This window comes from Brevundimonas sp. LPMIX5, assembly GCF_003576505.1.
Taxonomy (GTDB): domain Bacteria; phylum Pseudomonadota; class Alphaproteobacteria; order Caulobacterales; family Caulobacteraceae; genus Brevundimonas; species Brevundimonas naejangsanensis.
In genome coordinates this window covers 667,379-689,285 of the sequence record NZ_QWTZ01000002.1, presented here as the reverse complement: position 1 = coordinate 689,285, position 21,907 = coordinate 667,379, and the positions used below count along the sequence as shown (strand labels likewise).

The 21,907-nt window shown below is 66.0% G+C and carries 24 protein-coding genes and 1 tRNA gene; 12 read left to right on the top strand and 13 right to left on the bottom strand.

What is annotated here, in order from left to right:
* Nucleotides 1-10: 10 nt before the first annotated feature.
* The 3 genes from D1604_RS04410 to D1604_RS04400 all read right to left on the bottom strand — a co-directional run bounded on the left by D1604_RS04410 (nt 11) and on the right by D1604_RS04400 (nt 1,347).
* Nucleotides 11-541, bottom strand: a complete 531-nt coding sequence (locus tag D1604_RS04410; RefSeq protein ID WP_119412451.1) for a c-type cytochrome — start codon at nt 539-541, stop codon at nt 11-13.
* An 84-nt stretch (nt 542-625) separates the two neighbouring features.
* Entirely contained in the window at nt 626-1,252 is a 627-nt protein-coding gene (locus tag D1604_RS04405) for a TetR/AcrR family transcriptional regulator (protein ID WP_119412323.1), read from the bottom strand.
* Nucleotides 1,253-1,271: 19 nt separating this feature from the next.
* Nucleotides 1,272-1,347 (bottom strand) — tRNA-Thr (locus D1604_RS04400).
* Nucleotides 1,348-1,398: 51 nt separating this feature from the next.
* On the opposite strand from D1604_RS04400, the gene D1604_RS04395 reads away from it, so the two are divergent.
* Nucleotides 1,399-1,749 carry a DMT family protein gene (locus D1604_RS04395; protein ID WP_119412322.1) on the top strand — a complete coding sequence of 117 codons (351 nt, stop codon included), beginning with the start codon at nt 1,399-1,401 and terminating at the stop codon, nt 1,747-1,749.
* A gap of 7 nt (nt 1,750-1,756) precedes the next feature.
* Here D1604_RS04395 and D1604_RS04390 read toward each other — a convergent pair whose 3' ends face one another.
* A complete protein-coding gene (locus tag D1604_RS04390) occupies nt 1,757-2,194 on the bottom strand; it encodes an HIT family protein (protein ID WP_119412321.1) in 438 nt (145 codons plus the stop codon).
* Nucleotides 2,195-2,307: 113 nt separating this feature from the next.
* On the opposite strand from D1604_RS04390, the gene D1604_RS04385 reads away from it, so the two are divergent.
* Both D1604_RS04385 and D1604_RS04380 read left to right on the top strand, forming a co-directional pair.
* Nucleotides 2,308-2,667 (top strand): phage holin family protein, encoded by a 360-nt coding sequence (locus tag D1604_RS04385; RefSeq protein WP_119412320.1) that lies wholly within the window; start codon nt 2,308-2,310, stop codon nt 2,665-2,667.
* Nucleotides 2,668-2,736: 69 nt separating this feature from the next.
* On the top strand, nt 2,737-3,309 hold the full coding sequence (locus D1604_RS04380) for a DUF2239 family protein (RefSeq protein ID WP_119412319.1): 573 nt from the start codon (nt 2,737-2,739) through the stop codon (nt 3,307-3,309).
* Nucleotides 3,310-3,320: 11 nt separating this feature from the next.
* Here the strand turns inward: D1604_RS04380 and D1604_RS04375 are convergent, their stop codons facing one another.
* Nucleotides 3,321-4,721: a serine hydrolase gene (locus D1604_RS04375; protein ID WP_119412318.1), complete on the bottom strand. Its 1,401-nt coding sequence runs from the start codon at nt 4,719-4,721 to the stop codon at nt 3,321-3,323.
* 264 nt (nt 4,722-4,985) lie between these two features.
* Here D1604_RS04375 and D1604_RS04370 point away from each other — a divergent pair, with 264 nt between their 5' ends.
* The 3 genes from D1604_RS04370 to clpA all read left to right on the top strand — a co-directional run bounded on the left by D1604_RS04370 (nt 4,986) and on the right by clpA (nt 8,273).
* Nucleotides 4,986-5,456, top strand: coding sequence for a phasin family protein (locus D1604_RS04370; protein WP_024353975.1), 471 nt, complete (start codon nt 4,986-4,988; stop codon nt 5,454-5,456).
* A 171-nt stretch (nt 5,457-5,627) separates the two neighbouring features.
* Complete coding sequence (gene clpS, locus D1604_RS04365) at nt 5,628-5,957, top strand: ATP-dependent Clp protease adapter ClpS (RefSeq protein WP_003164443.1); 330 nt, start codon at nt 5,628-5,630, stop codon at nt 5,955-5,957.
* A gap of 12 nt (nt 5,958-5,969) precedes the next feature.
* The gene (gene clpA / locus D1604_RS04360) at nt 5,970-8,273 is read left to right on the top strand and encodes an ATP-dependent Clp protease ATP-binding subunit ClpA (protein ID WP_024353976.1); all 2,304 of its coding nucleotides are present in this window, start codon (nt 5,970-5,972) and stop codon (nt 8,271-8,273) included.
* Nucleotides 8,274-8,362: 89 nt separating this feature from the next.
* On the opposite strand, the gene D1604_RS04355 is transcribed toward clpA, so the two are convergent.
* From D1604_RS04355 to D1604_RS04340, 4 genes are all read right to left on the bottom strand, one after another.
* Nucleotides 8,363-8,668 carry a CsbD family protein gene (locus D1604_RS04355; RefSeq protein WP_024353977.1) on the bottom strand — a complete coding sequence of 102 codons (306 nt, stop codon included), beginning with the start codon at nt 8,666-8,668 and terminating at the stop codon, nt 8,363-8,365.
* An 87-nt stretch (nt 8,669-8,755) separates the two neighbouring features.
* Nucleotides 8,756-9,901, bottom strand: coding sequence for a GNAT family N-acetyltransferase (locus D1604_RS04350; RefSeq protein WP_119412317.1), 1,146 nt, complete (start codon nt 9,899-9,901; stop codon nt 8,756-8,758).
* Nucleotides 9,898-10,356 carry a RidA family protein gene (locus tag D1604_RS04345; RefSeq protein ID WP_024353979.1) on the bottom strand — a complete coding sequence of 153 codons (459 nt, stop codon included), beginning with the start codon at nt 10,354-10,356 and terminating at the stop codon, nt 9,898-9,900. The genes D1604_RS04350 and D1604_RS04345 overlap by 4 nt, the downstream gene beginning before the upstream one ends.
* Nucleotides 10,357-10,410: 54 nt before the next feature.
* Nucleotides 10,411-11,685, bottom strand: coding sequence for a DNA polymerase IV (locus tag D1604_RS04340; RefSeq protein WP_119412316.1), 1,275 nt, complete (start codon nt 11,683-11,685; stop codon nt 10,411-10,413).
* 123 nt (nt 11,686-11,808) lie between these two features.
* Here D1604_RS04340 and D1604_RS04335 point away from each other — a divergent pair, with 123 nt between their 5' ends.
* Nucleotides 11,809-12,174, top strand: a complete 366-nt coding sequence (locus D1604_RS04335; protein ID WP_003167338.1) for a response regulator — start codon at nt 11,809-11,811, stop codon at nt 12,172-12,174.
* Between the two features lie 3 nt (nt 12,175-12,177).
* A complete protein-coding gene (locus D1604_RS04330; protein WP_119412315.1) occupies nt 12,178-13,539 on the top strand; it encodes a PleD family two-component system response regulator in 1,362 nt (453 codons plus the stop codon).
* 92 nt (nt 13,540-13,631) lie between these two features.
* Here D1604_RS04330 and rpmG read toward each other — a convergent pair whose 3' ends face one another.
* On the bottom strand, nt 13,632-13,799 hold the full coding sequence (gene rpmG / locus D1604_RS04325; protein ID WP_003164451.1) for a 50S ribosomal protein L33: 168 nt from the start codon (nt 13,797-13,799) through the stop codon (nt 13,632-13,634).
* 127 nt (nt 13,800-13,926) lie between these two features.
* On the opposite strand from rpmG, the gene D1604_RS04320 reads away from it, so the two are divergent.
* Nucleotides 13,927-14,541 (top strand): hypothetical protein, encoded by a 615-nt coding sequence (locus D1604_RS04320; RefSeq protein ID WP_119412314.1) that lies wholly within the window; start codon nt 13,927-13,929, stop codon nt 14,539-14,541.
* A gap of 18 nt (nt 14,542-14,559) precedes the next feature.
* Here D1604_RS04320 and D1604_RS04315 read toward each other — a convergent pair whose 3' ends face one another.
* Together D1604_RS04315 and rnr are read right to left on the bottom strand one after the other, a co-directional pair.
* Nucleotides 14,560-15,267 carry an NUDIX hydrolase gene (locus D1604_RS04315; protein ID WP_119412313.1) on the bottom strand — a complete coding sequence of 236 codons (708 nt, stop codon included), beginning with the start codon at nt 15,265-15,267 and terminating at the stop codon, nt 14,560-14,562.
* On the bottom strand, nt 15,264-17,612 hold the full coding sequence (rnr, locus tag D1604_RS04310) for a ribonuclease R (RefSeq protein ID WP_119412312.1): 2,349 nt from the start codon (nt 17,610-17,612) through the stop codon (nt 15,264-15,266). The genes D1604_RS04315 and rnr overlap by 4 nt, the downstream gene beginning before the upstream one ends.
* Nucleotides 17,613-17,723: 111 nt before the next feature.
* Here rnr and D1604_RS04305 point away from each other — a divergent pair, with 111 nt between their 5' ends.
* From D1604_RS04305 to D1604_RS04295, 3 genes are read left to right on the top strand one after another with little or no spacing between them, the layout of a single operon-like run.
* Entirely contained in the window at nt 17,724-19,127 is a 1,404-nt protein-coding gene (locus tag D1604_RS04305; RefSeq protein WP_119412311.1) for a pyridoxal-phosphate dependent enzyme, read from the top strand.
* 4 nt (nt 19,128-19,131) lie between these two features.
* On the top strand, nt 19,132-20,295 hold the full coding sequence (locus D1604_RS04300) for a cystathionine gamma-synthase (RefSeq protein ID WP_119412310.1): 1,164 nt from the start codon (nt 19,132-19,134) through the stop codon (nt 20,293-20,295).
* A gap of 56 nt (nt 20,296-20,351) precedes the next feature.
* Entirely contained in the window at nt 20,352-21,578 is a 1,227-nt protein-coding gene (locus D1604_RS04295; protein ID WP_119412309.1) for a mechanosensitive ion channel family protein, read from the top strand.
* An 85-nt stretch (nt 21,579-21,663) separates the two neighbouring features.
* On the opposite strand, the gene D1604_RS04290 is transcribed toward D1604_RS04295, so the two are convergent.
* The gene (locus tag D1604_RS04290) at nt 21,664-21,876 is read right to left on the bottom strand and encodes a cold-shock protein (protein ID WP_003167329.1); all 213 of its coding nucleotides are present in this window, start codon (nt 21,874-21,876) and stop codon (nt 21,664-21,666) included.
* Between the last annotated feature and the right edge of the window lie 31 nt (nt 21,877-21,907).

The following is a 21,907-nucleotide window of genomic DNA, read 5'->3' as shown; positions in this document are numbered from 1 at the left end:
CTGCGCCGGCTTACTCGCCCTGCGGCTTGAACCCCGTCTCTACCTTCAGGAAGGCGATGACGTCGCGGCGGTCCGTGGCGTCGGGCAGGCCCGCGAAGCTCATCTTGTTGCCGGGCAGGAAGGTGCGCGGGTTCTGCAGCCAGTGATCCAGCGTCTCGGCGTCCCAGGTGAAGTCCGCCGTGCGCAGGGCGTGGGAATAGCTGTACTTTTCCTTCGCCCCGGCCTTGCTGCCGAAGACGCCATAGAGGTTCGGCCCCGTCATGTTCGGCCCGCCCGGCGTGATGGTGTGGCACGAGCGGCAGCGTGCGAAGGCGCGACGGCCGTTATCGAGGTCTCCCTCGTTATACGGCGCGGGCAGGGCGGCCAGCAGGGCGATCTTTTCGGCTTCGGTGGGCGTCGGCGTCTTGGGCGCTTGCGGCGCGCTGTCGGCGGCGGGCGCGGCGTCGTTCTGGCCGCAGGCCGCCAGCATCAGGACGGCGCTCAGCGCCGCAGCCGGGGCCGCCATGCTGCGGATCGAAGGAAAGGACGAAAGACGGGACATGACGCACTCCTTGGCCAACGGTGATGCTTTACCCCATGAAGGCGCCGTCGCAATGGACAGCTTGTCCAAGGCTCGCGGCGGTCGTCAGCGGCCGGTCGTCAGCTTCACCACGACATGGGCGGTGGTTTCGATGATGGCTTCGGGCGTGTCGGCGCGGCGCATCAGGTCGAAACCGGCGGCGACGGACTCCACCAGGTTCGCCGTCTCATAGGAGGCCAGACGAGGATTCAGGCCTTCGGGGTGCAGGCCGTTGGCGTGCGCCTGGGCGATGCGACGCTCCAGCGCCAGGTGAATGCGACGCAGACGCCGGATGCGGCTTTCGGCGAAGGCGGGCTCGCCCATGTCGGCCAGCATATGCTCGACGCGAAGCACAGGCCCGTGGTCGTTCCAGAGGTTCAGCACTTCAAGCACATAGGTCCGCGCGGCCTCGAAGGCCCGGTCGCCCGACCAGTCGGCGTGAATGTGGGCCGCCAACCGCTGAAAGTCCTCGCCCGCCTCTTCGCACAGCAGTTGCAGGCCTTCCTCGACCGAGGCGAAGTAGGTGTAGAAGGTCGGCGCCGATACGCCCGCGGCCATCGCCACGTCGGCGGAACGGATCTCGCCCAGATGTTTGGTGTTCAGCAGGGCGCGCAGGGCGTCCAGCAGGGCGCGGCGGGTGCGCGCGCCGCGCGTTCGGATCCTGTGACCCAGTTTGTTGGTCGTCTCGGACATGGGGAGGCGGCCGCGAGAGTGGTGCCGGTTGCAGGAATCGAACCCGCGACCTTCGGTTTACAAAACCGCTGCTCTACCAGCTGAGCTAAACCGGCGTGGCCCGCCTTATGCTGGCGGAATCTCTTTGACGCAAGCACACTGATTGAATGCCGTCGCTGCCCTATCTCGCGCCCATCATCATGCTGGCCCTGTCGAACGTCTTCATGACCTTCGCCTGGTACGGCCATCTGAAATTCGGGGCCAAGCCGCTGTGGATCGTGGTCCTGATCAGCTGGGGCATCGCCTTCTTCGAATACTGGCTGGCCGTACCCGCCAACCGCATCGGCCATCAGGTCTATTCGGCGGCCGAGCTGAAGACCATGCAGGAGGTGATCACCCTGCTGGTCTTCGCGATCTTCTCGGTGTTCTATCTAGGCGAGAAGCTGACGGTGAACCACCTGATCGGCTTCGCCCTGATCGCCGGCGGGGCCTTCTTCATCTTCAAAGGGCCGCTGTAAGAGACGCTCAGTCGAGCGCGGCGGCGATCTTCTCGGCCAGAGTTTTCAGCTGTTCGGCGTCGGCCATCGGGGCGTGGCCGTGGCCCTTCATCGGGCGGTCGGACCAGCGCGGCACGATGTGGAAATGCAGGTGGAAGACCGTCTGCCCGCCTGCGTCGCCGTTGAACTGCATCAGGCTGAGGCCTTCAGGCTTCAGCGCCTTCTCGACGGCGCGGGCGGTGCGCTGCACGGCGGCGGTCAGCCTGGCCAGCGCCTCGGGCTCGATCTCCAGGATGTTGCGGGCGGTCGAGGTCTTGGACACGATCAGGACGTGGCCCTCGGATTGGGGAAACACGTCCATGAAGGCCAGGACGTCGTCGTCCTCCCACACCTTCACGCTGGGCATGTCGCCGCGCAGGATCTTGGCGAAGATGTTATCCGGGTCGTAGGCGCCGTGAAGGCTCATGGAGGTCTCCTTCGGGATAGGGCGGCCAGCCTAGCAGGCGATCCTGATGGACGCACGGAGCGGATCGCCGCGATATGCGCTTATATGGTCAAGGTTCAACCAACGGAGGCGTCATGCTGGGTTTCATCGTTCAGGCCGTGGTCACGGCGATCGGCCTGTGGGCTTCGGCCAAACTGGTGCCGGGGGTGGAGTTCACTTCCAACGGATCGCTGGTCGCGGCGGCGGTCATTCTGGGCGTGGTCAACGCCTTCGTGCGGCCGCTGATGGTGATCCTGACCCTGCCGCTGACCATCGTCACCTTCGGCCTGTTTCTGCTGGTGGTGAACGCGGCCATGATCGGGCTGACGGCCATGTTCCTGGGCGGCTTCGTCGTCAACGGCCTGTGGGCGGGGATCGGGGCGGCCATCGTCACCGGTGTCGTCAGCTGGATCGCCGGAGCTCTGTTTGGAGGCATGGCTGATCGGGCCCGATAATTTATCCGGGTAATATTGACGGCATAATATTGTCCGGGTAAATCCTGCCTCAACAAGTGAGGACGGATCATGACTCTATGCACGGCCTTTGACGGCCACACGATGATTGCGGCAGGGCCCCTGGCGCAGGTCGCCGCAGCGGCCAAGGCCGCACATGACGCTGGACGGACAGTTCTCGTTTTCAGAGACGAGGACGCCCGGCCGATTGACCTGGATTTGCGCGGAGACCTGCAGGCTGTGTTGGCGCGCCTGCCGCAGGAGCAGACGCAGCCTGAGCCTGAGAAGCGGGGGCCGGGGCGGCCGAAGCTGGGCGTCACGGCGCGTGAGGTGACGCTGTTGCCGCGTCATTGGGATTGGCTGGCGTCTCAGCCCGGCGGGGCGTCGGTGGCCCTGCGCAAACTGGTCGAAGCCGCCCTGCGCGAGGCGGAGGGACCGGACCGGATGCGTCGCAGCCGCGAGGCGGCCTATCGCTTCATGACGGCCGTGGCGGGCGACCTGCCGGACTATGAAGAGGCCGTGCGGATGCTGTTCGCAGGCGACTGGACGGCGTTCGACGCTCGAACAGAGACGTGGCCCGTCGGCGTGCGCGACTACGCCCGGCGTCTGGCGGAGCCGGGGTGGCGCAACGGGCAGGGACGCTAGCTCCGCCTCGCCTAGCTGGGGCGGACCACCATGCAGGTGACGCGGCGTTCCGACAGAGCCTCGCACGCGGCCTCGGCCGCCTGCTGGGTCATGCCGGTGAAGCGCGAGCGATACCAGCCGTTCGCCGTCTGCACGTCACGCTGGGCGTTCGAGAACTGGCTGGAGAAGCGGCGGCTGACGTTGTTCAGCCAGTCGCGGGCCACGGCCTCTTCGCGGAAGGCGCCGACCTGGACGGTCCAGCGACCGGCCGGGGCCGGGGCGGCGGCGCGGGCGGGCGGGTTGCGGGTCGTGCGGGCAGGGGGCGTAGGCGCCGCGGCTGATCCGCCGTTCAGCGCGGCGGTCAGGCTTTCGGGCGGGCGGTTCTCGGCGCGGCGGGCCGACGGCGGCGGCGTCACCTCGGTCGGCAGGCTGCGCGGCGGCGGGCCTGAGACATAGGCCACTTCGGTCGAGGAGCCGACGCCTTCTCCATCCTCGTCGGACAGGGAGGCGTAGGCGACGGGCGCAGGATCGCTGCTGACGCCATAGCCGCGCTGTTCAAAGAAGGCCTGAGCCAGCTGGATGTTCTCGCCCTGACCCCGGCGACGCTGGACCTCGAAGCCGGTGTCCATCAGTTCGGCGACGTGGGCGTTGCGGCTGGCGGTCGAACGCCCGCCCATGACGATGGTGATGATCCGCTTGCCGTCGCGCACCGAAGACGCCGCCAGATTATAGCCCGAGGCGTTGGTGAAGCCGGTCTTGATGCCGTCATAGCCGCGCCCGGTGGCCAGCAGGCCGTTGGTGTTGCGGTAGTCGCGGCCCTTGTAGAACCAGTCGTGCAGGCCGAGGTAGCGATAGTATTGCGGATAGTCGCGCATCACCGCGCGGCTGAGGATCGACAGGTCGCGCGCCGTGGTCGCCTGGCGCGTGTCGGGAAGGCCGTTGGCGGTGGTGAAGCGCGTGTGCTCCATTCCCAGCTCGCGAGCCTTTTCCGTCATCATCTGGGTGAAACGGCCTTCGGAGCCGCCGATGTGTTCGGCGATGACCACGGCCATGTCGTTGGCGCTGCGGACGGCGGTGGCGCGCATGGCGTCGTCCAGGCTGATCGTCTGGCCTGCCGCCAGGCCCAGCTTCGACGGCGGCTGAGAGGCTGCGCGCGGCGAGACGGTCAGATTGTCGTCCAGTTTGGCCTTGCCCGATTCCAGCGCCTCGAACGTCAGATACAGGGTCATGACCTTGGTGATGGAGGCCGGAAAGCGCCGGGCGTCGGCGAAGCGCGAAAACAGCACCTCGCCCGAGGCGGCGTCCACCACGATGGCGGCGTATCGGCTGTCGGTCGACTGGGCTTCCGGCGGGGCGACGCCGACCGTTGGCGTCAGGACAATTCCCCCCAGGACCAGGGCGGCCAGGAAACGACGGCGGAAGATGGCGTTCATGGGCAAGCTACTAGCCTCGTCACTGTGGCGCGAAGACGGCTGCGATCACGCACGTTACAAACGCTAACATCGGCTCGCCCGGTTTCGAGAGGGTTAACGGCGCGTCAACAGACTTGTGATCGAGCGGCTCCGCGTCAGGTGATCAGCGATTATATTGTGCGTTGCACAAATTTCACTTGAAGTCTTTTCGCAGGTGCACCATATCGCCGTTGTCGCGATGGGCTCCGCCTGTCGCATGAAACCTTTCGCTTCAGGAGACTCCCCATGGCTGACGCCGCTGAGACCGTGAAGAAGACCGTCGAACAAACCACCGCCAAGGCCAAGGCTCAGGCAGAATCCATCCAGGCCGCCGGCGCCAAGGCGTTCCGCGAAGGCGTCGACAAGTCCGTCGCCTCGCTGAGCGAGATCAACGCGCACGGCAAGAAGAACCTGGAAGCCGTGGTGGAATCCGCCGCCGCCGCCCAGAAGGGCGCCGAGGCCCTGTCACAACAGGCTATGGCCTACAGCAAGAAGTCCTGGGAAGACGGCGTCGCCGCCGCCCAGTCGTTCTCGCAGGCCCGCTCGATGCAGGAACTGTTCGAACTGCAGACCAACTGGGCCAAGTCGGCCGCCGAGGCCTATCTGGCCGAGTTCGGCAAGGCGACCGAGACCATGACCGCCTCGGTCAAGGACAGCTTCAAGCCGATCAACGAGCGCGTTTCGGCTGCCGTCGAGCAGTTCCAGGCCGCTCGCTAAGCGCGACCTTCAGGTCCAGAACTTCGGAAGGGCCCCGGTGGAAACGCCGGGGCCTTTTCACGTTCAGGCATCAACTGGGCGTGCGCGAGCGTCTGTGGGGCTGGACGCCTCTACAAATCAGGCCATCATTCCCTATCTGATCCCTCGACACTCCCCGAATACGGACCACGAATGCCTAACAGACGGCCAGGTGAACAAGGCGGAGGCGCAGGCGCCGCCGTCGTCACCGAGACAAAGCCGAAACTTCAGCGCCCCTCGCTCTATCGGGTGCTGATCCTGAATGACGACTACACCCCCATGGAGTTCGTCATCTACGTGCTGGAGCGGTTCTTCCAGAAGAGCCGCGAGGACGCGACCCGCATCATGCTGCACGTGCACCAGCATGGCGTCGGGGTCTGCGGCGTCTTCACCTACGAAGTGGCCGAAACCAAGGTCGCCCAGGTGGTCGAGACGGCGCGACGCCACCAGCACCCCCTGCAATGCACGATGGAAAAGGACTGAGAGGAACCTGCCATGCCTTCGTTTTCCCGTCCTCTCGAAGAGACCCTGCACCGCGCGGTCCACTACGCCAACGAGCGTCGGCACGAATACGCCACGCTTGAACACCTGCTGCTGGCCCTGATCGACGATCCGGACGCCTCGGCCGTGATGACGGCCTGCAACGTTGATCTGGGCGCGCTGAAGGCTGCGCTCGGCTCCTATGTCGACACGGACCTGGCCGCCCTGGCCACGGCCGATGGCGACGACGCCAAGCCCACCGCAGGTTTCCAGCGCGTGATCCAGCGCGCGGTCATCCATGTCCAGTCGTCCGGCCGCGAGGAAGTGACCGGCGCCAACGTCCTGGTCGCCATCTTCTCCGAACGCGAAAGCCACGCCGCCTATTTCCTGCAGGAGCAGGACATGACGCGCTACGACGCGGTCAACTTCATCGCCCACGGCATCGCCAAGAAGGCCGGGGCCAATGAAGCCCGCTCGGTGCGCGGCGCCAGCCCCGAAGAGGCCGAGGACGGCTCGGTCGTCAAACAGGGCGGCGAGGCGCTGGAAGCCTATTGCATCGACCTGAACGAGAAGGCCCGCAACGGCAAGATCGATCCCTTGATCGGGCGTCAGGCCGAGGTCGAGCGCTCGATCCAGATCCTGTGCCGTCGCACCAAGAACAACCCGCTGCTGGTCGGCGACCCCGGCGTCGGCAAGACCGCCATCGCCGAAGGGCTGGCGCGCAAGATCGTCAACGGCGAGGTGCCGGAAGTTCTGAAAGACGCGACGATCTACAGCCTCGACATGGGCTCGCTGCTGGCGGGCACCCGCTATCGCGGCGACTTCGAGGAACGACTGAAACAGGTCGTCAAGGAACTGGAGAGCCACGACAACGCCGTCCTGTTCATCGACGAGATTCACACGGTGATCGGCGCGGGCGCGACCTCGGGCGGGGCGATGGATGCGTCGAACCTGCTGAAGCCTGCCCTGGCGTCCGGCAGCCTGCGCTGCATGGGCTCGACCACCTACAAGGAATATCGCCAGCACTTCGAGAAGGACCGCGCCCTGGTCCGCCGCTTCCAGAAGATCGACGTCAATGAGCCGACGATCGAGGACACGGTGAAGATCCTCAAGGGCCTGAAGACGACCTACGAGACGCACCACAAGCTGCGTTTCACCGACTCGGCCATCCGCACGGCGGTCGATCTGTCGGCGCGCTACATCACCGACCGCAAGCTGCCGGACAAGGCCATCGACGTGATCGACGAGGCGGGGGCGTCGCAGATGCTGCTGCCGGAATCGAAGCGCAAGAAGGTCATCGGCCAGAAGGAGGTCGAGGCCGTCATCGCCAAGATGGCCCGCATCCCGCCCAAGTCGGTGTCGAAGTCGGACACGGAATCCCTGCGTGAGCTGGAGACCGATCTGAAGCGCGCCGTCTTTGGTCAGGAGCAGGCGATTGACCAGGTGTCGTCGGCGATGAAGCTGGCGCGGGCGGGTCTGCGCGACCCGAACAAGCCTATCGGCGCCTTCCTGTTCAGCGGTCCGACCGGCGTCGGCAAGACCGAAGTGGCCAAGCAACTCGCGGCCACCCTCGGCATCGAGATGCAGCGCTTCGACATGTCCGAATACATGGAGCGCCACACGGTCAGCCGCCTGATCGGCGCGCCTCCGGGCTATGTCGGCCATGATCAGGGCGGCCTGCTGACCGACGCCGTCGACCAGCACCCGCACTCTGTCGTGTTGCTGGACGAGATCGAGAAGGCGCACCCTGACGTCTACAACATCCTGCTGCAGGTGATGGACAACGGGACGCTGACCGACGCCGTGGGCAAGAAGGTTGATTTCAGGAACGTCATCCTGATCATGACCACCAACGCGGGCGCCGCCGATAACGCGCGCGCGGCCATCGGCTTCGGCCGGGGCAAGGTCGAGGGCGAGGACGAAAAGGCCATCCAGCGCCTGTTCGCGCCTGAGTTCCGCAACCGTCTGGACGCCATCGTGGCCTTCAAGCCGCTGGGCGCCGAGACGATCCGCTCGGTCGTGACCAAGTTCGTGCTGCAGCTGGAAGCCCAGCTGGCGGACCGCAACATCACCATCGAACTGACCGATGAGGCGACCGACTGGCTGGCCAAGAACGGTTTCGACGAACTGTATGGCGCAAGGCCCTTGGCCCGCGTCATTCAGGAGCACATCAAGAAGCCGCTGGCCGACGACATCCTGTTCGGCCGCCTGACCCGCGGCGGCCATGTCAAGGTCGAGCTGAAGGACGGCAAGATCGCCTTCGACATCACCCCGGCCAAGGGCGCAGCGGTGAAGGAGGCTGAAGAAGAGACCGCCTGATTTCGATCAGGCGCAAAGAGAAAGGCCCGGACGTCGCCGTCCGGGCCTTTTTCATATCGGGAGTCGCCGTCTTATCGGGAGTCGCCGTCTTAGCGCTTGCGGCCCAGAGCGCTGAGCACGGCCGCCGCGCCGGCGATGATGCCGACCGTCAGCAGAGGCTTTTCGCGGGCGAAGTCCAGACCCTTGCGAGCGGGAGCGCGCAGGTCGGCCGGGGCCTTGTCGACCATGCCGTCCAGGCCGTCGATGACGCGGCCATAGGCGTTCTTGGCGCGGCCGCCGGCTTCCTTGATAGCGCCGTCGACTTGAAGCTTGCTGTCGCCCGCCAGACGACCCAGGCCGCGCTGGGCCTTGCCTTCAAACTCTTCGACAGCGCCTTCGATACGTTGATTAGCCATTCTTCTTACCTGTTGGGGAGTGAAACTCTCCCTCAAAGCGCGCAGCCAAGGTCGAGGTTCCGGCGTTTTATCAGGTGCGACCGCATGTCAGCGATGGCGATAGGGGGACAGCTCCGCAGTCATGGCGTGCATCTCCGCCTCCACAGCCGGGCGTTCCTGCTCCAGATAGCGGGCGACGGGATCGCGCAGCGCCGGATCGGCGATGAAATGCGCCGAATAGACCGGGGAGGGCAGGTAGCCGCGCGCGATCTTGTGATCCCCCTGCGCCCCCGCCTCGACCCGCGACAGCCCTCGCGCGATGGCGAATTCGATCGCCTGATAATAGCACAGCTCGAAATGCAGGAAGGGCCGGTCGACCAGCGTCCCCCACTGGCGGCCGTATAGGGCGTCCCGTCCGATGAAGTTCAGCGCCCCCGCCACGGGCGTCTCCTCTTCGAACGCCATGACCAGGGCGATGCGGTCGGCCATGCTCGCCCCCACGCGGGCGAAGAAGTCGCGCGTCAGATAGGGCCGCCCCCACTTTCGGTCTCCGGTGTCCATGTAGAAGGCGAAGAAGGCGTCCCAATGCGCCTGCGTGATTGAAACGCCCGTCAGGACGCGGATATCGAGACCGGCCTGCGCCTCGCGCCGCTCGCGCCGGATGGTCTTGCGCCGACTGGAAGACAGGGCGCCCAGGAAGTCGTCGAAGCTCTGATAGCCGTCGTTGCGCCAGATGAACTGGATGTCCCGGCGCGGCAGTAGGCCCGCCTCGCTCATGGCGCGCCAGTCGCTCTCGGTTGGGAAGTTGACGTGTAGCGACGAGACGCCCAGCCGCTCGGTCAGCGTCAATGCGCCTTGCAGCAGGGCCTCGCGCACCGTGGCGGCGTCCGTTCCCGGCGCGTTCAGGAAGCGTGGGCCTGTCGCGGGGGTGAAGGGCACGGCACCCAGCAGCTTGGGATAATAGCGCCCGCCCGCGCGCTGATAGGCGTCGGCCCAGCTGTGATCGAAGACGTATTCGCCCTGGCTGTGGCCCTTCAGATAAAGGGGCATGACGCCGATCACGACGCCGTCTTCATCGTGCAGGGACAGGTGGCGCGCCGCCCAGCCCTCGGACGGGACGGCGCTGCCGGACGCCTCGCAGGCGTCAAGGAAGTCATAGGAGACGAAGGGATCGCCGGTCGGGGCCGCGCAGGCGTCCCACGCGTCCCGGCTTATCGCGGCGATCCTGTCGTTGACCTGGAGGGTGAAGCTCACTTCACCTCGATGACGGCGTCCACTTCGACGGCGAAGCCGAGCGGCAGCTTGTAGACGCCGACGGCCGAGCGCGAGTGCTTGCCGGCGTCGCCGAAGACCTGGACCATCAGGTCCGAGCAGCCGTTGATGACCGCGGGGATGGCCTCGAAGTCCGGTCCGGCCTGAACGAAGCCGCCCAGCTTGACGATGCGGACCACGCGATCCAGGTCGCCGTCGACGGCGGCGTTGATCTGAGCCAGCAGGTTGACGCCGCACAGGCGGGCGGCCTCGGCGGCCTGCTCCGGGGTCACATCCACGCCGACCGTGCCCTTGATGCCGCCCGAGGCGTCATTGGACAGCTGGCCCGAGATGAAGATCTGCTCGCCCGAGCGGACGTAGGAGACATAGCTGGCGACCGGCTTGGCGGGCTCGGGCAGGGTGATGCCGAGTTCAGCGATGCGGGCGTGGATGCTCATGGGGCGACTCCGTATGAAAGGGTGCAGGGGGTTTAGCGCGGCGCGGCGGCCGCGTCATCCGGGGCGTTCGTTGGGACGTTTCAGAGCGCGCCCGGCGACGACGGCGCCTGCCCCAAACTTGTCGCGCAGGGCGTCGATGGCGGTCTCGGTCTTCAGGGCGCGGGCTTCGGCGGTGGCGAACAACCCGGCGGGGACATCCTGGGCGTCGGCGATATCGGCCATGCCGATGCCGATCAATCGATAGGGCACGCCCAGTTCCGCCTTCAGCAGGTCGCGTCCGGCGGCGAACAGGGCGCGCGCCGTCTGCACGGGCTCGGCCAGGGTGATGCGGCGGGTGACGATCTTGAAGTCCGTCTTGCGCAGTTTCAGCACCAAGACCCGGCTGGCCACGCCGTCGCGTCGCGCCTTGGCCGCCAGCTTCTCGCACAGGGGCCATAGTTCGGCCTCCAGCGCCTCGGCGGTGGTCAGGTCGTCGTTGAAGGTGGTCTCGGCGCTCATGCCGCGCCGGTCGTGGTCGGGGTTCACCGGGCGGCTGTCGCGGGCGTGGCTGAGGTCGTGCAGCCGCAGGCCCGTCTCGCCATAGCGCCGGACCAGATCCTTCACCTCGGCAGCAGCCAGATCGCCGATGGTGGCGAAACCGTCCGACCGCAGGGTGCGGCCGAACACCGGCCCGACGCCGGGCAGGGTGGTCACGGGGCGCGGCGCCAGCAGGTCTTGCGCCTCGGCCGCGCCGATGACGGAGAAGCCGCGCGGCTTGTCCAGTTCGGACGCGATCTTGGCCAGGAAGCGATTGGGCGCCAGGCCGATGGAGACGCTCAGCCCTGTCTCATCCTCGATCCATTTCTGCAGGCGCGCCAACTGGAAGGCGGGCGGCCCGCCATTCAGCCGCTCTGTGCCCTTCAGGTCGATCCAGGCCTCGTCCAGCGACAGGGTCTGAACCAGCGGCGTCAGGCGCTGGACGGCGCCGAAGATGCGTGCGCTCTCGGCTTTGTATTTGGCGAAGTCCGGCTTGATGACCACGGCGTCCGGACAGGCCTTCAGCGCCTTGAACATCGGCATGGCTGAGCCGACGCCGTACAGCCGCGCCACATAACAGGCGGTGGAGACCACGCCGCGCTTGCCGCCGCCGACGATCACGGGCCTGTCGCGCAGTTCGGGTCGGTCGCGCTTTTCGACCGAGGCGTAGAAGGCGTCGCAGTCCAGGTGGGCGATGTGCAGATCGCTCAGTTCGTCGTGGGCGATCACCCGGCGCGAGGCGCACGACGGACACCGCGCGACCTTGCGGTCGCCGGTCCACAGACAGTCGCGGCAAAGGGCCGTGATGGCCAAACAGGAACTCCGTTTCCTCAGCTTCACGTCAACTTAAGACTGACGCCGCCACAGTGCACCCAAGAAGGCGTAACAGCCCGACGCGAAAGCGAATGAACAAGAGGCGCAACGGCCGGGTGGCGGATGTCCAAGAAGATCCTCATCGTCGAGGATAACGAGCTGAACATGAAGCTTTTTCATGATCTGCTCGATTCTCAGGGGTACGAAGTGCTGCAGACCCGCGAAGGGCTGCAGGCGCTGGCGATTGCGCGCGAGCATCGCCCTGATCTGATCCTGATGGATATCCAGCTGCCGGAGATTTCCGGGCTCGAGGTGACCAAATGGCTCAAGGATGATGAAGAGCTGAACCATATACCCGTCATCGCCGTTACAGCCTTCGCCATGAAGGGTGATGAGGAACGGATTCGTCAGGGGGGCTGCGAGGCCTACATCTCCAAGCCGATCTCTGTCATTTCCTTCCTTGAAACGGTGCGAAAGCACCTGGGGTAGGGGATGAGCGCGCGAATTCTGGTGGTCGACGACGTAGAGGCGAATGTCCGTCTGCTCGAAGCCAAGCTGACCCTTGAATACTATGACGCCCTGACCTGCGGCGACGGGACCTCGTGCCTGCGCATGGCCCGGGATGAACAGCCCGACCTGATCCTGCTGGACGTCATGATGCCCGGCATGGACGGGTTCGAGACCTGCCGTAGGCTCAAGGCCGCCGAGGAGACGCGTCATATCCCGGTGGTGCTGGTGACGGCCCTCGACGGGCGTCATGACCGCATCCGGGGATTGGAAGCGGGCGCTGACGACTTCCTGTCCAAGCCGCTGGACGATGTGATCCTGATGGCGCGGGTCAAGAGCCTGACGCGCCTGAAGATGGTCATGGATGAGCTGCGTGAGCGCGAGGAAAGCAGCCGGCGCCTGGGCATGGACGCAGGCGGCGTCGGCCGTCTGAAGGGCTCGGGCGGTCGGGTTCTGGTCGTCGACGACAATGAGCTTCAGGCCGAGATGATCGCGCGGGAGCTGTCGATCGAGCATCGCCCGATGATTGCGGACACCCTGGCCGACGCTCTGGACGCGGCGCGGGGACCGGTCGATCTGGTCATCGTCAATGTGTCGTCCGAAGGCTTCGACGGCCTGCGCCTGATCGCCCAGTTGCGTTCCAAGGAGATGACGCGGCGCATTCCCATATTGGCGCTGATCGACACCCATGATCGGCCGCGTCTGCTGAAGGCGCTGGATCTGGGCGCGCACGACATCCTGGCCCGCCCCGTCGATCCTGAAGAGATGTCGGCGCGGGTCCGCACCCAGGTGAAGCGCAAGCGGTACGGCGACTTCCTGCGCGACAAGCTGGACCATAATCTGGAGATGGCTATCACCGACCCGCTGACGGGTCTGCACAATCGCCGCTACATGACCAGCCAGTTGCAGGCTCTGGTCGCGCGCGCCGCGCGGGGCGGGGACCCGGTGGCGGTGCTGGTGCTGGACATCGACCACTTCAAGGCCGTGAACGACACCTTTGGTCATGACGTCGGCGACGAGGTGCTGCGCGAGTTTTCGGTACGGCTGGCGACCAATGTGCGTGCGGTCGATCTGCCCTGTCGTTTCGGCGGCGAGGAGTTCGTGGTGGTCATGCCGGGCACGACGCTGGAAGACGCCCATCGCATCGCCGAACGTATTCGCCGCGACGTGGGGGCGGCCCCCTTCCGTATCAGCGGCGGCGATGTGCTGGGCGTGACCGTTTCGGTCGGCGTGGCGGCCAGCCTGGGCATGGAGGACACGCCCGAGGCCCTGCTCAAGCGGGCGGACGAGGGCGTCTATGAGGCCAAGGCTCAGGGGCGCAACCGCGTCGTCGCCCGCGCCGCCTGACGCGACGCTTTCCGATAAACGGTCAAAGAAAAACGCCCGGTCCTGCGACCGGGCGTTTCGATTCTTGCAGATTCAAGCGGAGGGCGAGACCCTTACTTGATCTTGCCTTCCTTGAACTCGACGTGCTTGCGGACGACCGGGTCGTACTTCTTGACGACCATCTTCTCGGTCATCGTACGGGCGTTCTTCTTGGTCACGTAGAAGAAGCCGGTGTCGGCGGTGGAGTTCAGGCGGATCTTGATGGAAGCCGGTTTGGCCATCGGAATTAACCTCTGCGACGGCGAAAGCCGCTTGAAATAAGAGGCGCGGAACATACTCAGGACGGGCTCAAAGTCAACGGCTTCGATGTCGCGTTGAGCCTGGCCATACAGACGCTAGTGTTTCGCCATGAAAAAGCCCTGCTTCAAGCCCGCCCACGCCCTGTCCGCCGCCGTTATCGTCGCCGGTCTGGCCCTTTCCGCCTGTTCGTCCGAGCCCGCAGCCCCCGCGGCTGCGACTGCTGAGGCCCCAGCCACGGCGCAGGACGCCTTCTTCGCCAATCTGACCGCCCTGTGCGGCCAGCGATTCGAGGGCAAGGTCGTCACCAACGAGGCCGCCGATTCCGACTTCGCCGGCAAACGCCTGCTGATGCACGTGCGCGACTGTTCGGCGGACGAGATTCGCATCCCCTTCTGGGTCGGCGAAGACCGCTCGCGCACCTGGGTGGTGACGCGCACCGATTCGGGCCTGCGCCTGAAGCACGATCACCGCCAGCCGGACGGCAAGACCGACCCGCTGCACTGGTACGGCGGCGACACGGCGAACGAAGGCACGGCAGAGCGTCAGGAGTTCCCGGTCGATCAGGAATCCATCGACCTGTTCAACGCCAACGACGCCTCGGTCTCGACGACCAACGTCTGGGCGATGGAGGTCCATCCCGACAAGACCTTCACCTATGAACTGCGCCGCCCGAACCGCCACTTCCAGGTTGATTTCGACCTGACGAAGCCGGTCGCCGAATAAGACCTTAAGGCCGCCGCGTCAGTCCTGATGGTCGATGACGTGGCGGCCGCGCACCATGTGAACGAAGGGCAGGGGGCGCTGAGGCGTCTCCAGCCGCTCGGCCACCTCGCCCAGCACGAAGCGGGTGATGGCGGGCAGGTCGAGGTTCTGTGCCTCGTCCAGAGGAATCCAGGCGATCTCGTCCAGTTCGCCCGAGCCTTCGATACGGTCCGGATCGCGCAGGGCCTCGACCGGGGCCATGAAGAAGCGCGCGTCGAAACGGCGCGGTCGGCCCGGCGGGGTGATGGCGCGCGCCACATAGGACAGCACCGACAGATCGGGCAGGGCGCCTGCCTGACGATACTCTCGCCACGGCCCGGCGACCGAGGCGGCGGGCGCCGCTCGGCCCAGGATCAGCCCTGTCTCTTCAAAGGTCTCGCGCACGGCGGCCAGGGCCAGGGCGCGGGCGCGGCGGGCAGGCATTTCCGTCTCCAGCCGGCGCGCAGCGTCGGGCGACAGGGGGCCTTTCGAGGCGGCGGTGAAGTCGGCGCGCTCGATGCGTCCGCCCGGAAACACCCACTTCGAGGCCATGAAGACATGGCCCGGCGCGCGTCGGCCCATCAGCACCTCGGGCCGCTTGGCGTCGCGCGTCAGGATCAGGGTGGCGGCGTCCTTGGGGCGCTGGACGCCCCCGGTGCGCGGCGCATCCGCGAGGTCCTGCGCCGCGTCGAAGGGGAGGGGCTTCAACGCCGCTTGCCCTTTTTGACGCCCTTCAGGCCGCCGGAGGGCTTGGCGCCGTTGCGGGGCTTGGGACCGCCCGGACGGCCTTTCCCACGCTTGGGCGGGCCGTCCGGACGGCCTTTCCCACGCTTGGGCGGGCCGTCGCCGCCTCTTCCGCGCATCCCATAGCGCGGGGCCGGGGCGTTGGGGTCGCGCGGGTCCGGTTCGGACAGCATTTCCAGCACCAGACCGCCGGTGACGGGCGTGGCTTCCATCAGCCGCACCTCGACGCGGCGGCCGAGCGGAAAGCGCTTGCCGCTGCGCTCTCCCACCAGGGCATGGGCGCGGTCGTCGTGGGTGAAATATTCGTCGCCGAGCGTCGAGACCGGTACCAGACCGTCTGCGCCCGTCTCGTCCAGCCGGATGAATAGGCCGAAGCGGGTCACGCCGGTGATCCGGCCGGTGAAGGTCGCGCCGACGTGTTCTTCAAGGAAGGCGGCGATGTAGCGGTCCATGGCGTCGCGCTCGGCCGCCATCGAGCGGCGCTCGGTCTCGGTGACGTGTTCGGCGATGCCGCCCAGTTCGGCGATCTCGCGGTCGGTCAGGCCGTCCGACCCCAGTTTCAGCCCCCGGATCAGCCCGCGATGGACGATCAGGTCCGAATAGCGCCGGATGGGCGAGGTGAAGTGGGCGTAGCGGTCCAGGTGCAGACCGAAGTGGCCTACATTGTCCGGCGAGTAGATGGCCTGCATCTGGGTGCGCAGGACGACTTCGTTGACGACCTCGGCGTGCGGGGTGTCGCGGGTCTCTTCCAGCAGCTTGTTGAAGCGCTTGGTGTTCGGCGCCTCGCCCTTGTTCCACGGCTTGCCGATGGTGTGCAGGAAGTCGGCCAGGTTGAATATCTTCTCCTGGCTGGGCGTGTCGTGGACGCGATAGATCAGCGGCGTGTGCGTCTTCTCCAACGTCTCGGCGGCGCAGACGTTGGCCTGGATCATCATTTCTTCGATCAGGCGGTGAGCTTCCAGCGACTTGCGCGGCTCGATGCCGGCGATGCCGCCGTCGGGCGACATGATGATGCGGCGCTCGGGGCTTTCGATGGCCAGAGGGCTGCGGCGCTCGCGGCCCTTCAGCATGGTGCGATAGGCGTTCCACAGCGGATAGAGGATCGCCTCCATGATCGGCCCGGTGGCGTCGTCCAGCAGGCCGTCGATGGCCGATTGCGCCTGTTCGTAGGACAGCTTGGCGTGGCTGCGCATCAGGCCGCGCGTGAACTTGTGCCCGGTCTTCCTGCCGTCCTTGTCGAAGACCATGCGCACGGCCATGCAGGCGCGGTTCTCGCCCTGCTTCAGGCTGCACAGGCCGTTGGACAGGACTTCGGGCAGCATCGGCTCGACCCGGTCGGGGAAGTAGGTCGAGTTGCCCTTGGCCCGCGCCTCGCGGTCCAGCGCCGTGTTCGGGCGCACATAGGCGGCGACGTCGGCGATGGCGACCCAGACGATCCAGCCGCCTGCATTGGCCGGGTCTTCGTCGCGCTCGGCATAGACGGCGTCGTCATGGTCGCGCGCGTCGGCGGGATCGATGGTGATGAAGGGGACGTGGCGCAGGTCCTCGCGCCCCTTCAGCGTCGGCACGTCCTGATCCTCGGCCTCGCGCTCCACGGCTTCAGAGAAGCCGGTTGGTACGCCGTGGGCGTGGATGGCGATGATGGAGGCGGCGCGGGGGTCGTCTTCACGCCCGATGTTCTCAAGAATCTTGCCGCGCTTGGGGCCGTAGCGATGCTCGCCCTTTTCGACGGCGGCCAGCACCAGATCGCCGTCGCGCAGGTCCGCGGCCTGCGCCTGGGGCACGACCAGCACGTCCTTGGAGCGTTTGTCGACCGGCTCGACCCGCGTCTCGCGCGCCGATTTGCGGATGACGCCCAGCACGCGGTTGCCGCCGGTGTCCAGCCGTTTGACAAGGCGCGCCTCCCAGCCGTCGACGCCCTGGCTGAACTTGACCAGCAGGCGGTCGCCCATGCCGGGCGCGGGGCCGCGACCCTCGCGATCAGGCATCAGGACGGCGCGCGGTGCATCCTCTCCGCCCTTGACCAGTTGGACGTAAAGCTCGCCGTCGGCGTCGCGGTCCACCACGTCGGCGACGCCGACCGGGGGCAGGGCGCCGACCTCGGAAAAGCCCTTGCGGCCGCGTTTGCTGAGGCGGCCCTCGGCCTCCAACTCCTTCAGCATTTCGCGCATCTGGCGCCGCTCGGCGCCTTTCAGGCCGAAGGCGCGCGCGATGTCGGCCTTTTCGGCTTCTCCAGCCTCACGAAGGAAGGCGATGAGGGATTCTTTGTCGGGCAGGCCCGCAGCGGGGCGTTTGGGTGTCTTGACCATTGCGCCCTTTCTAACGCGCTTCTCGGCGAAAGGGTGAAAACTTGCAGGAGTTGACCGCGAAGGGGCGGACGCCCAGCTTCACAAGTCACCCGTGCAACGGAGCCTGCTCTCATGTCGATGACCGACGCCCCTGTTCTCAGCCGTCCGGCCAAGAGCCTGCTGGACCTGATCGGCAAGACGCCGATGGTCGAGGTGACGCGGATCGACACCGGCCCGTGCCGCCTTTTCCTGAAGCTGGAGAGCCAGAACCCCGGCGGCTCCATCAAGGACCGCATCGCCCTGTCGATGATCGAGGCGGCGGAGAAGGCGGGCTGGCTGAAACCCGGCGGCACCATCGTCGAGGCGACGGCGGGCAACACCGGCCTGGCCCTGACCCTGGTCGGCAAGCAGAAGGGCTATAACGTCCTGCTGGTCATCCCCGACAAGATGTCGAAGGAGAAGATCCAGCACCTGCGGGCGATGGGCGCCGATGTGCGCCTGACCCGCTCGGACGTGCCGCATGGCCATCCTGAATATTACACCGACATGGCCGAGCGTCTGGCCCAGCAGATTCCGGGCGGCTATTTCGTCAACCAGTTCGCCAACGACGCCAACTCCGAGGCCCACTTCAAGACGACCGGCCCGGAAATCTTCGAGCAGATGGACGGCGATATCGACGCCTTCGTCGCCGGGATCGGCTCAGGCGGGACGATTACCGGCAACGCGCGCTACTTCAAGGCGCAGGGCTCCAAGGCCAAGATCATTCTGGCTGACCCGGTGGGATCGGCGCTGGCGGGACTGATCAATGAGGGCGTCGCTGGGCCGGACGGCAGCTATACGGTCGAGGGCATCGGCCAGAACTTCATGCCTGAGACGACCGATCCCGATCTGATCGACGTCGCCTATTCCATCCCCGACGCCGAGGCGATCGCCACGGTGCGCGAGCTGTTGTTGAAGGAAGGCATTCTGGCGGGGTCATCCTCGGGCACCCTGATCGCCACGGCCCTGCGCTGGTGCCGCGAGCAGACCGAGCCGAAGCGGGTCGTGACCTTCGTCTGCGACACCGGCGCCAAATATCTGTCCAAGGTCTACAACGACGCCTGGCTGGCCGATCAGGGGCTGGCGGAGCGCGAATTGCACGGCGACCTGTCGGACCTGATCAACCGCAAATACGCCGCCGGCGACGTGGTGGTGATCGGGCCGGAAGATACGCTGGACACCGCCTTCAAGCGGATGCGCGGCGACGGGCTGTCGCAACTGCCGGTCATTCAGGACGGCCGTCTGGTCGGCATTCTGGACGAAAGCGACATCGTCCACATCATGAACACCGACGACATCACCCGCCAGGAACGCTTCGCCAAGCCGGTCGCCTCGGCCATGACGCGCGATCTGGATACACTTCAGGTGACAGAGTCGCTGGACGCCCTGATCCCGGTCTTTGACCGCGACCGCGTGGCCATCGTGCTGGAGGGCGAGAGCTTTGTCGGCCTGATCACCCGCACCGACCTGATCAACCACCTCAGCCTGAACCGGTAAGCCCATGTCTGAACTGAAGAACCGCCAGGGCTTCTCGACCCGCGCCATCCATGCGGGCCAGCGGCCGGACCCGACCACGGGCGCGGTGATGACGCCGATCTACGCCACCTCGACCTATGCGCAGGAAAGCCCCGGCGTGAACAAGGGCTATGAATACGCCCGCGGCAAGAATCCGACGCGCGAGGCGTTCGAGGCCTGCATCGCCGATCTGGAGGGCGGGGTTCAGGCCTTCGGCTTCGGCTCGGGCATGGCGGCGACCTCGACGGCGCTGGAGCTGCTAGACGCCGGGTCGCACATCATCACCGGCGACGATCTTTATGGCGGCTCATGGCGGCTGTTCGAGCGGGTGCGGCGCCGGTCGATGGGGCTGGACTTCAGCTATGTGGACCTGACCGACCTGGCGGCGGTCGAAGCGGCCATCACCGACAAGACGCGGATGCTGTGGGTGGAGACGCCGACCAACCCGCTGATGAAACTGGCCGACATCGAGGCCCTGTCGAAGGTCGCCAAGGCGAACAAGCTGATCCTGGTGGTCGACAACACCTTCGCCACGCCGTGGAGCCAGCAGCCGCTGACGCTGGGCGCCGATGTGGTCATGCATTCGGCGACCAAATATCTGAACGGCCACTCCGACATCGTCGGCGGGGTTCTGGTGGCCAAGGACGCCGAGATGGCGGCTCAGCTGAAGTTCCTGCAGAACTCGGTGGGCGGGATCATGGGACCATTCGACGCCTTTCTGGCCAACCGAGGCCTGAAGACGTTGGGCCTGCGGATGAAGGCGCACAATGAGAACGCCCTGGCCGTGGCGCGTTGGCTGGAAGACCGAAAGGGCGTCGCCAAGGTGCTGTATCCGGGTCTGGTCAGCCACCCGCAGCACGAACTGGCTGCGCGCCAGATGAACGGCCGCTTCGGCGGCATGGTCACCATGCTGATCGACGGCGATCTGGAGCGGACCAAGCGGGTTCTGGAGCGGGTGCAGGTCTTCACCCTGGCGGAGTCGCTGGGCGGCGTCGAAAGTCTGGTGAACCACCCGGCCATCATGACCCACGCATCCGTGCCCAAAGAGGTGCGTGAGGCGGGCGGCGTCACCGACAACCTGATCCGCCTGTCGGTCGGCGTCGAGGACATCGACGACCTGATCGCCGACCTGGATCAGGCTATCGGCTGAGGCTGATTGAGGCGCCGGGGGTTCAAATCCCCGGCGGGCCTGCCTAGGCTGGGGTCATGTTTGATTTCGACGCCATGCGTATTCGCCTGGCGGAGTTTCCGATCGCGGAGATGCTGATCGGGCTCTGTCTTCTCGCCCTTCTTGCTTTCATCGCGGACTTTGTGGTCCGCCGCATCCTGACCCGACTGATCCTGAAAGTCGTCGGCCGGGCGGTGCATGATCTCGACGCCCTGTTGCAGCCCGTGGTGCGCAGTTTCACCCGCGTCGTGCCCGCCATCATCATCCATCAGGGGATCAGCGGCGTGCCGCATCTGGCGCCCGGCGTCGTCACCCTGATCCAGAACGTGGCCGGGGCTTTCATGATCGTGGCCGTGGCCATCGGCATAGGCGCCGGTCTGGACATGGCCAACGCCATCTACGCCCGCTCGCCGCGCGCCCATCGACGCAGCATCAAGGGCTATCTTCAGGTGCTGAAGATCGTCATCTACGCCATCGCCACCATACTGGTGATCGCGGCCCTGATCGACCGGTCGCCGTTGCTGCTGCTGTCGGGCCTCGGCGCCCTGGCGGCGGTGCTGATGCTGGTGTTCAAGGACACCATACTGTCGCTCGTGGCCTCGGTTCAGCTGAACTCCAACGACATGCTGCGCGTCGGCGACTGGATCGAGATGCCCCAGGTCAACGCCGACGGCGACGTCATCGACATCGCCCTGCACACGGTGAAGGTCCAGAACTGGGACAAGACGATCACCACCATCCCGACCTGGCGGCTGATCAGCGAGTCCTACCGTAACTGGCGCGGGATGCAGGAAAGCGGCGGGCGTCGTATCAAGCGCGCCCTGCTGATCGACCAGACCAGCGCGCGCTTCCTGGCCGAGGACGAGCGTGACCGGATGCGGCGATTTCTGCTGATCGACGACTATCTGGCCGACAAGAGCGCTGAGATGGCCGACTGGAACGCCAAACTGGTCGCGGCGGGGCGCGACCCGGTCAATATGCGCCGCTCGACCAATATCGGCGCCTTCCGCGCCTATGTGCAGAACTATCTGGAGAACCATCCCGGCATCCGTCAGGACATGACGCTGTTGGTGCGTCAGTTGCAGCCGACGGAGACGGGGCTGCCGCTGGAGATCTACGCCTTCACCGCCACCACGGCCTGGGCCGAGTATGAGGCGATCCAGGGCGACATCTTCGACCACTTGTTGGCGATCCTGCCTGAGTTCGGCCTGCGCCTGTTTCAGTCGCCCACCGGCGCGGACTTCGTCCAGCTGAAGTCCTCATAAGAAAAGCGCGCAGAGGTCGCCCTCTGCGCGCTTCAATCCTGTCATCGCCGCCCGTCGTTGCAGACGGAGCAGCGAGAGGGCTGGATCAGCCTTCGGTCTTCAGTTGACCAGCCGATTCCTTGCCCGAGCGACGGTCGCGCTCGATTTCGTAGGAAACCTTTTGGTTTTCGTCCAGGCCGCGCAGGCCGGCTGCTTCGACAGCCGAGATGTGGACGAAGACGTCCTTGCCGCCGTCATCCGGCTGGATGAAGCCGTAGCCCTTGGTGGAGTTGAACCATTTTACAGTGCCGGTAGCCATTTTCAGGACCTCCGCTAGAAGTTGGCCTCAG

Excerpts from the sequence above, each read along its gene's own strand:
- D1604_RS04375 (WP_119412318.1), bottom strand. The coding sequence starts at position 4,721 with ATGAACGCCATCTTCCGCCGTCGTTTCCTGGCCGCCCTGGTCCTGGGG.
- clpS (WP_003164443.1), top strand. The coding sequence starts at position 5,628 with ATGCCTAACAGACGGCCAGGTGAACAAGGCGGAGGCGCAGGCGCCGCC.
- D1604_RS04290 (WP_003167329.1), bottom strand. The coding sequence starts at position 21,876 with ATGGCTACCGGCACTGTAAAATGGTTCAACTCCACCAAGGGCTACGGC.
- D1604_RS04395 (WP_119412322.1), top strand. The coding sequence starts at position 1,399 with ATGCCGTCGCTGCCCTATCTCGCGCCCATCATCATGCTGGCCCTGTCG.
- D1604_RS04300 (WP_119412310.1), top strand. The coding sequence starts at position 19,132 with ATGTCTGAACTGAAGAACCGCCAGGGCTTCTCGACCCGCGCCATCCAT.
- D1604_RS04330 (WP_119412315.1), top strand. The coding sequence starts at position 12,178 with ATGAGCGCGCGAATTCTGGTGGTCGACGACGTAGAGGCGAATGTCCGT.
- D1604_RS04320 (WP_119412314.1), top strand. The coding sequence starts at position 13,927 with ATGAAAAAGCCCTGCTTCAAGCCCGCCCACGCCCTGTCCGCCGCCGTT.
- D1604_RS04335 (WP_003167338.1), top strand. The coding sequence starts at position 11,809 with ATGTCCAAGAAGATCCTCATCGTCGAGGATAACGAGCTGAACATGAAG.
- D1604_RS04345 (WP_024353979.1), bottom strand. The coding sequence starts at position 10,356 with ATGAGCATCCACGCCCGCATCGCTGAACTCGGCATCACCCTGCCCGAG.
- D1604_RS04385 (WP_119412320.1), top strand. The coding sequence starts at position 2,308 with ATGCTGGGTTTCATCGTTCAGGCCGTGGTCACGGCGATCGGCCTGTGG.
- rnr (WP_119412312.1), bottom strand. The coding sequence starts at position 17,612 with ATGGTCAAGACACCCAAACGCCCCGCTGCGGGCCTGCCCGACAAAGAA.
- rpmG (WP_003164451.1), bottom strand. The coding sequence starts at position 13,799 with ATGGCCAAACCGGCTTCCATCAAGATCCGCCTGAACTCCACCGCCGAC.
- D1604_RS04370 (WP_024353975.1), top strand. The coding sequence starts at position 4,986 with ATGGCTGACGCCGCTGAGACCGTGAAGAAGACCGTCGAACAAACCACC.
- D1604_RS04405 (WP_119412323.1), bottom strand. The coding sequence starts at position 1,252 with ATGTCCGAGACGACCAACAAACTGGGTCACAGGATCCGAACGCGCGGC.
- D1604_RS04410 (WP_119412451.1), bottom strand. The coding sequence starts at position 541 with ATGTCCCGTCTTTCGTCCTTTCCTTCGATCCGCAGCATGGCGGCCCCG.
- clpA (WP_024353976.1), top strand. The coding sequence starts at position 5,970 with ATGCCTTCGTTTTCCCGTCCTCTCGAAGAGACCCTGCACCGCGCGGTC.
- D1604_RS04390 (WP_119412321.1), bottom strand. The coding sequence starts at position 2,194 with ATGAGCCTTCACGGCGCCTACGACCCGGATAACATCTTCGCCAAGATC.
- D1604_RS04355 (WP_024353977.1), bottom strand. The coding sequence starts at position 8,668 with ATGGCTAATCAACGTATCGAAGGCGCTGTCGAAGAGTTTGAAGGCAAG.
- D1604_RS04380 (WP_119412319.1), top strand. The coding sequence starts at position 2,737 with ATGACTCTATGCACGGCCTTTGACGGCCACACGATGATTGCGGCAGGG.
- D1604_RS04305 (WP_119412311.1), top strand. The coding sequence starts at position 17,724 with ATGTCGATGACCGACGCCCCTGTTCTCAGCCGTCCGGCCAAGAGCCTG.
- D1604_RS04295 (WP_119412309.1), top strand. The coding sequence starts at position 20,352 with ATGTTTGATTTCGACGCCATGCGTATTCGCCTGGCGGAGTTTCCGATC.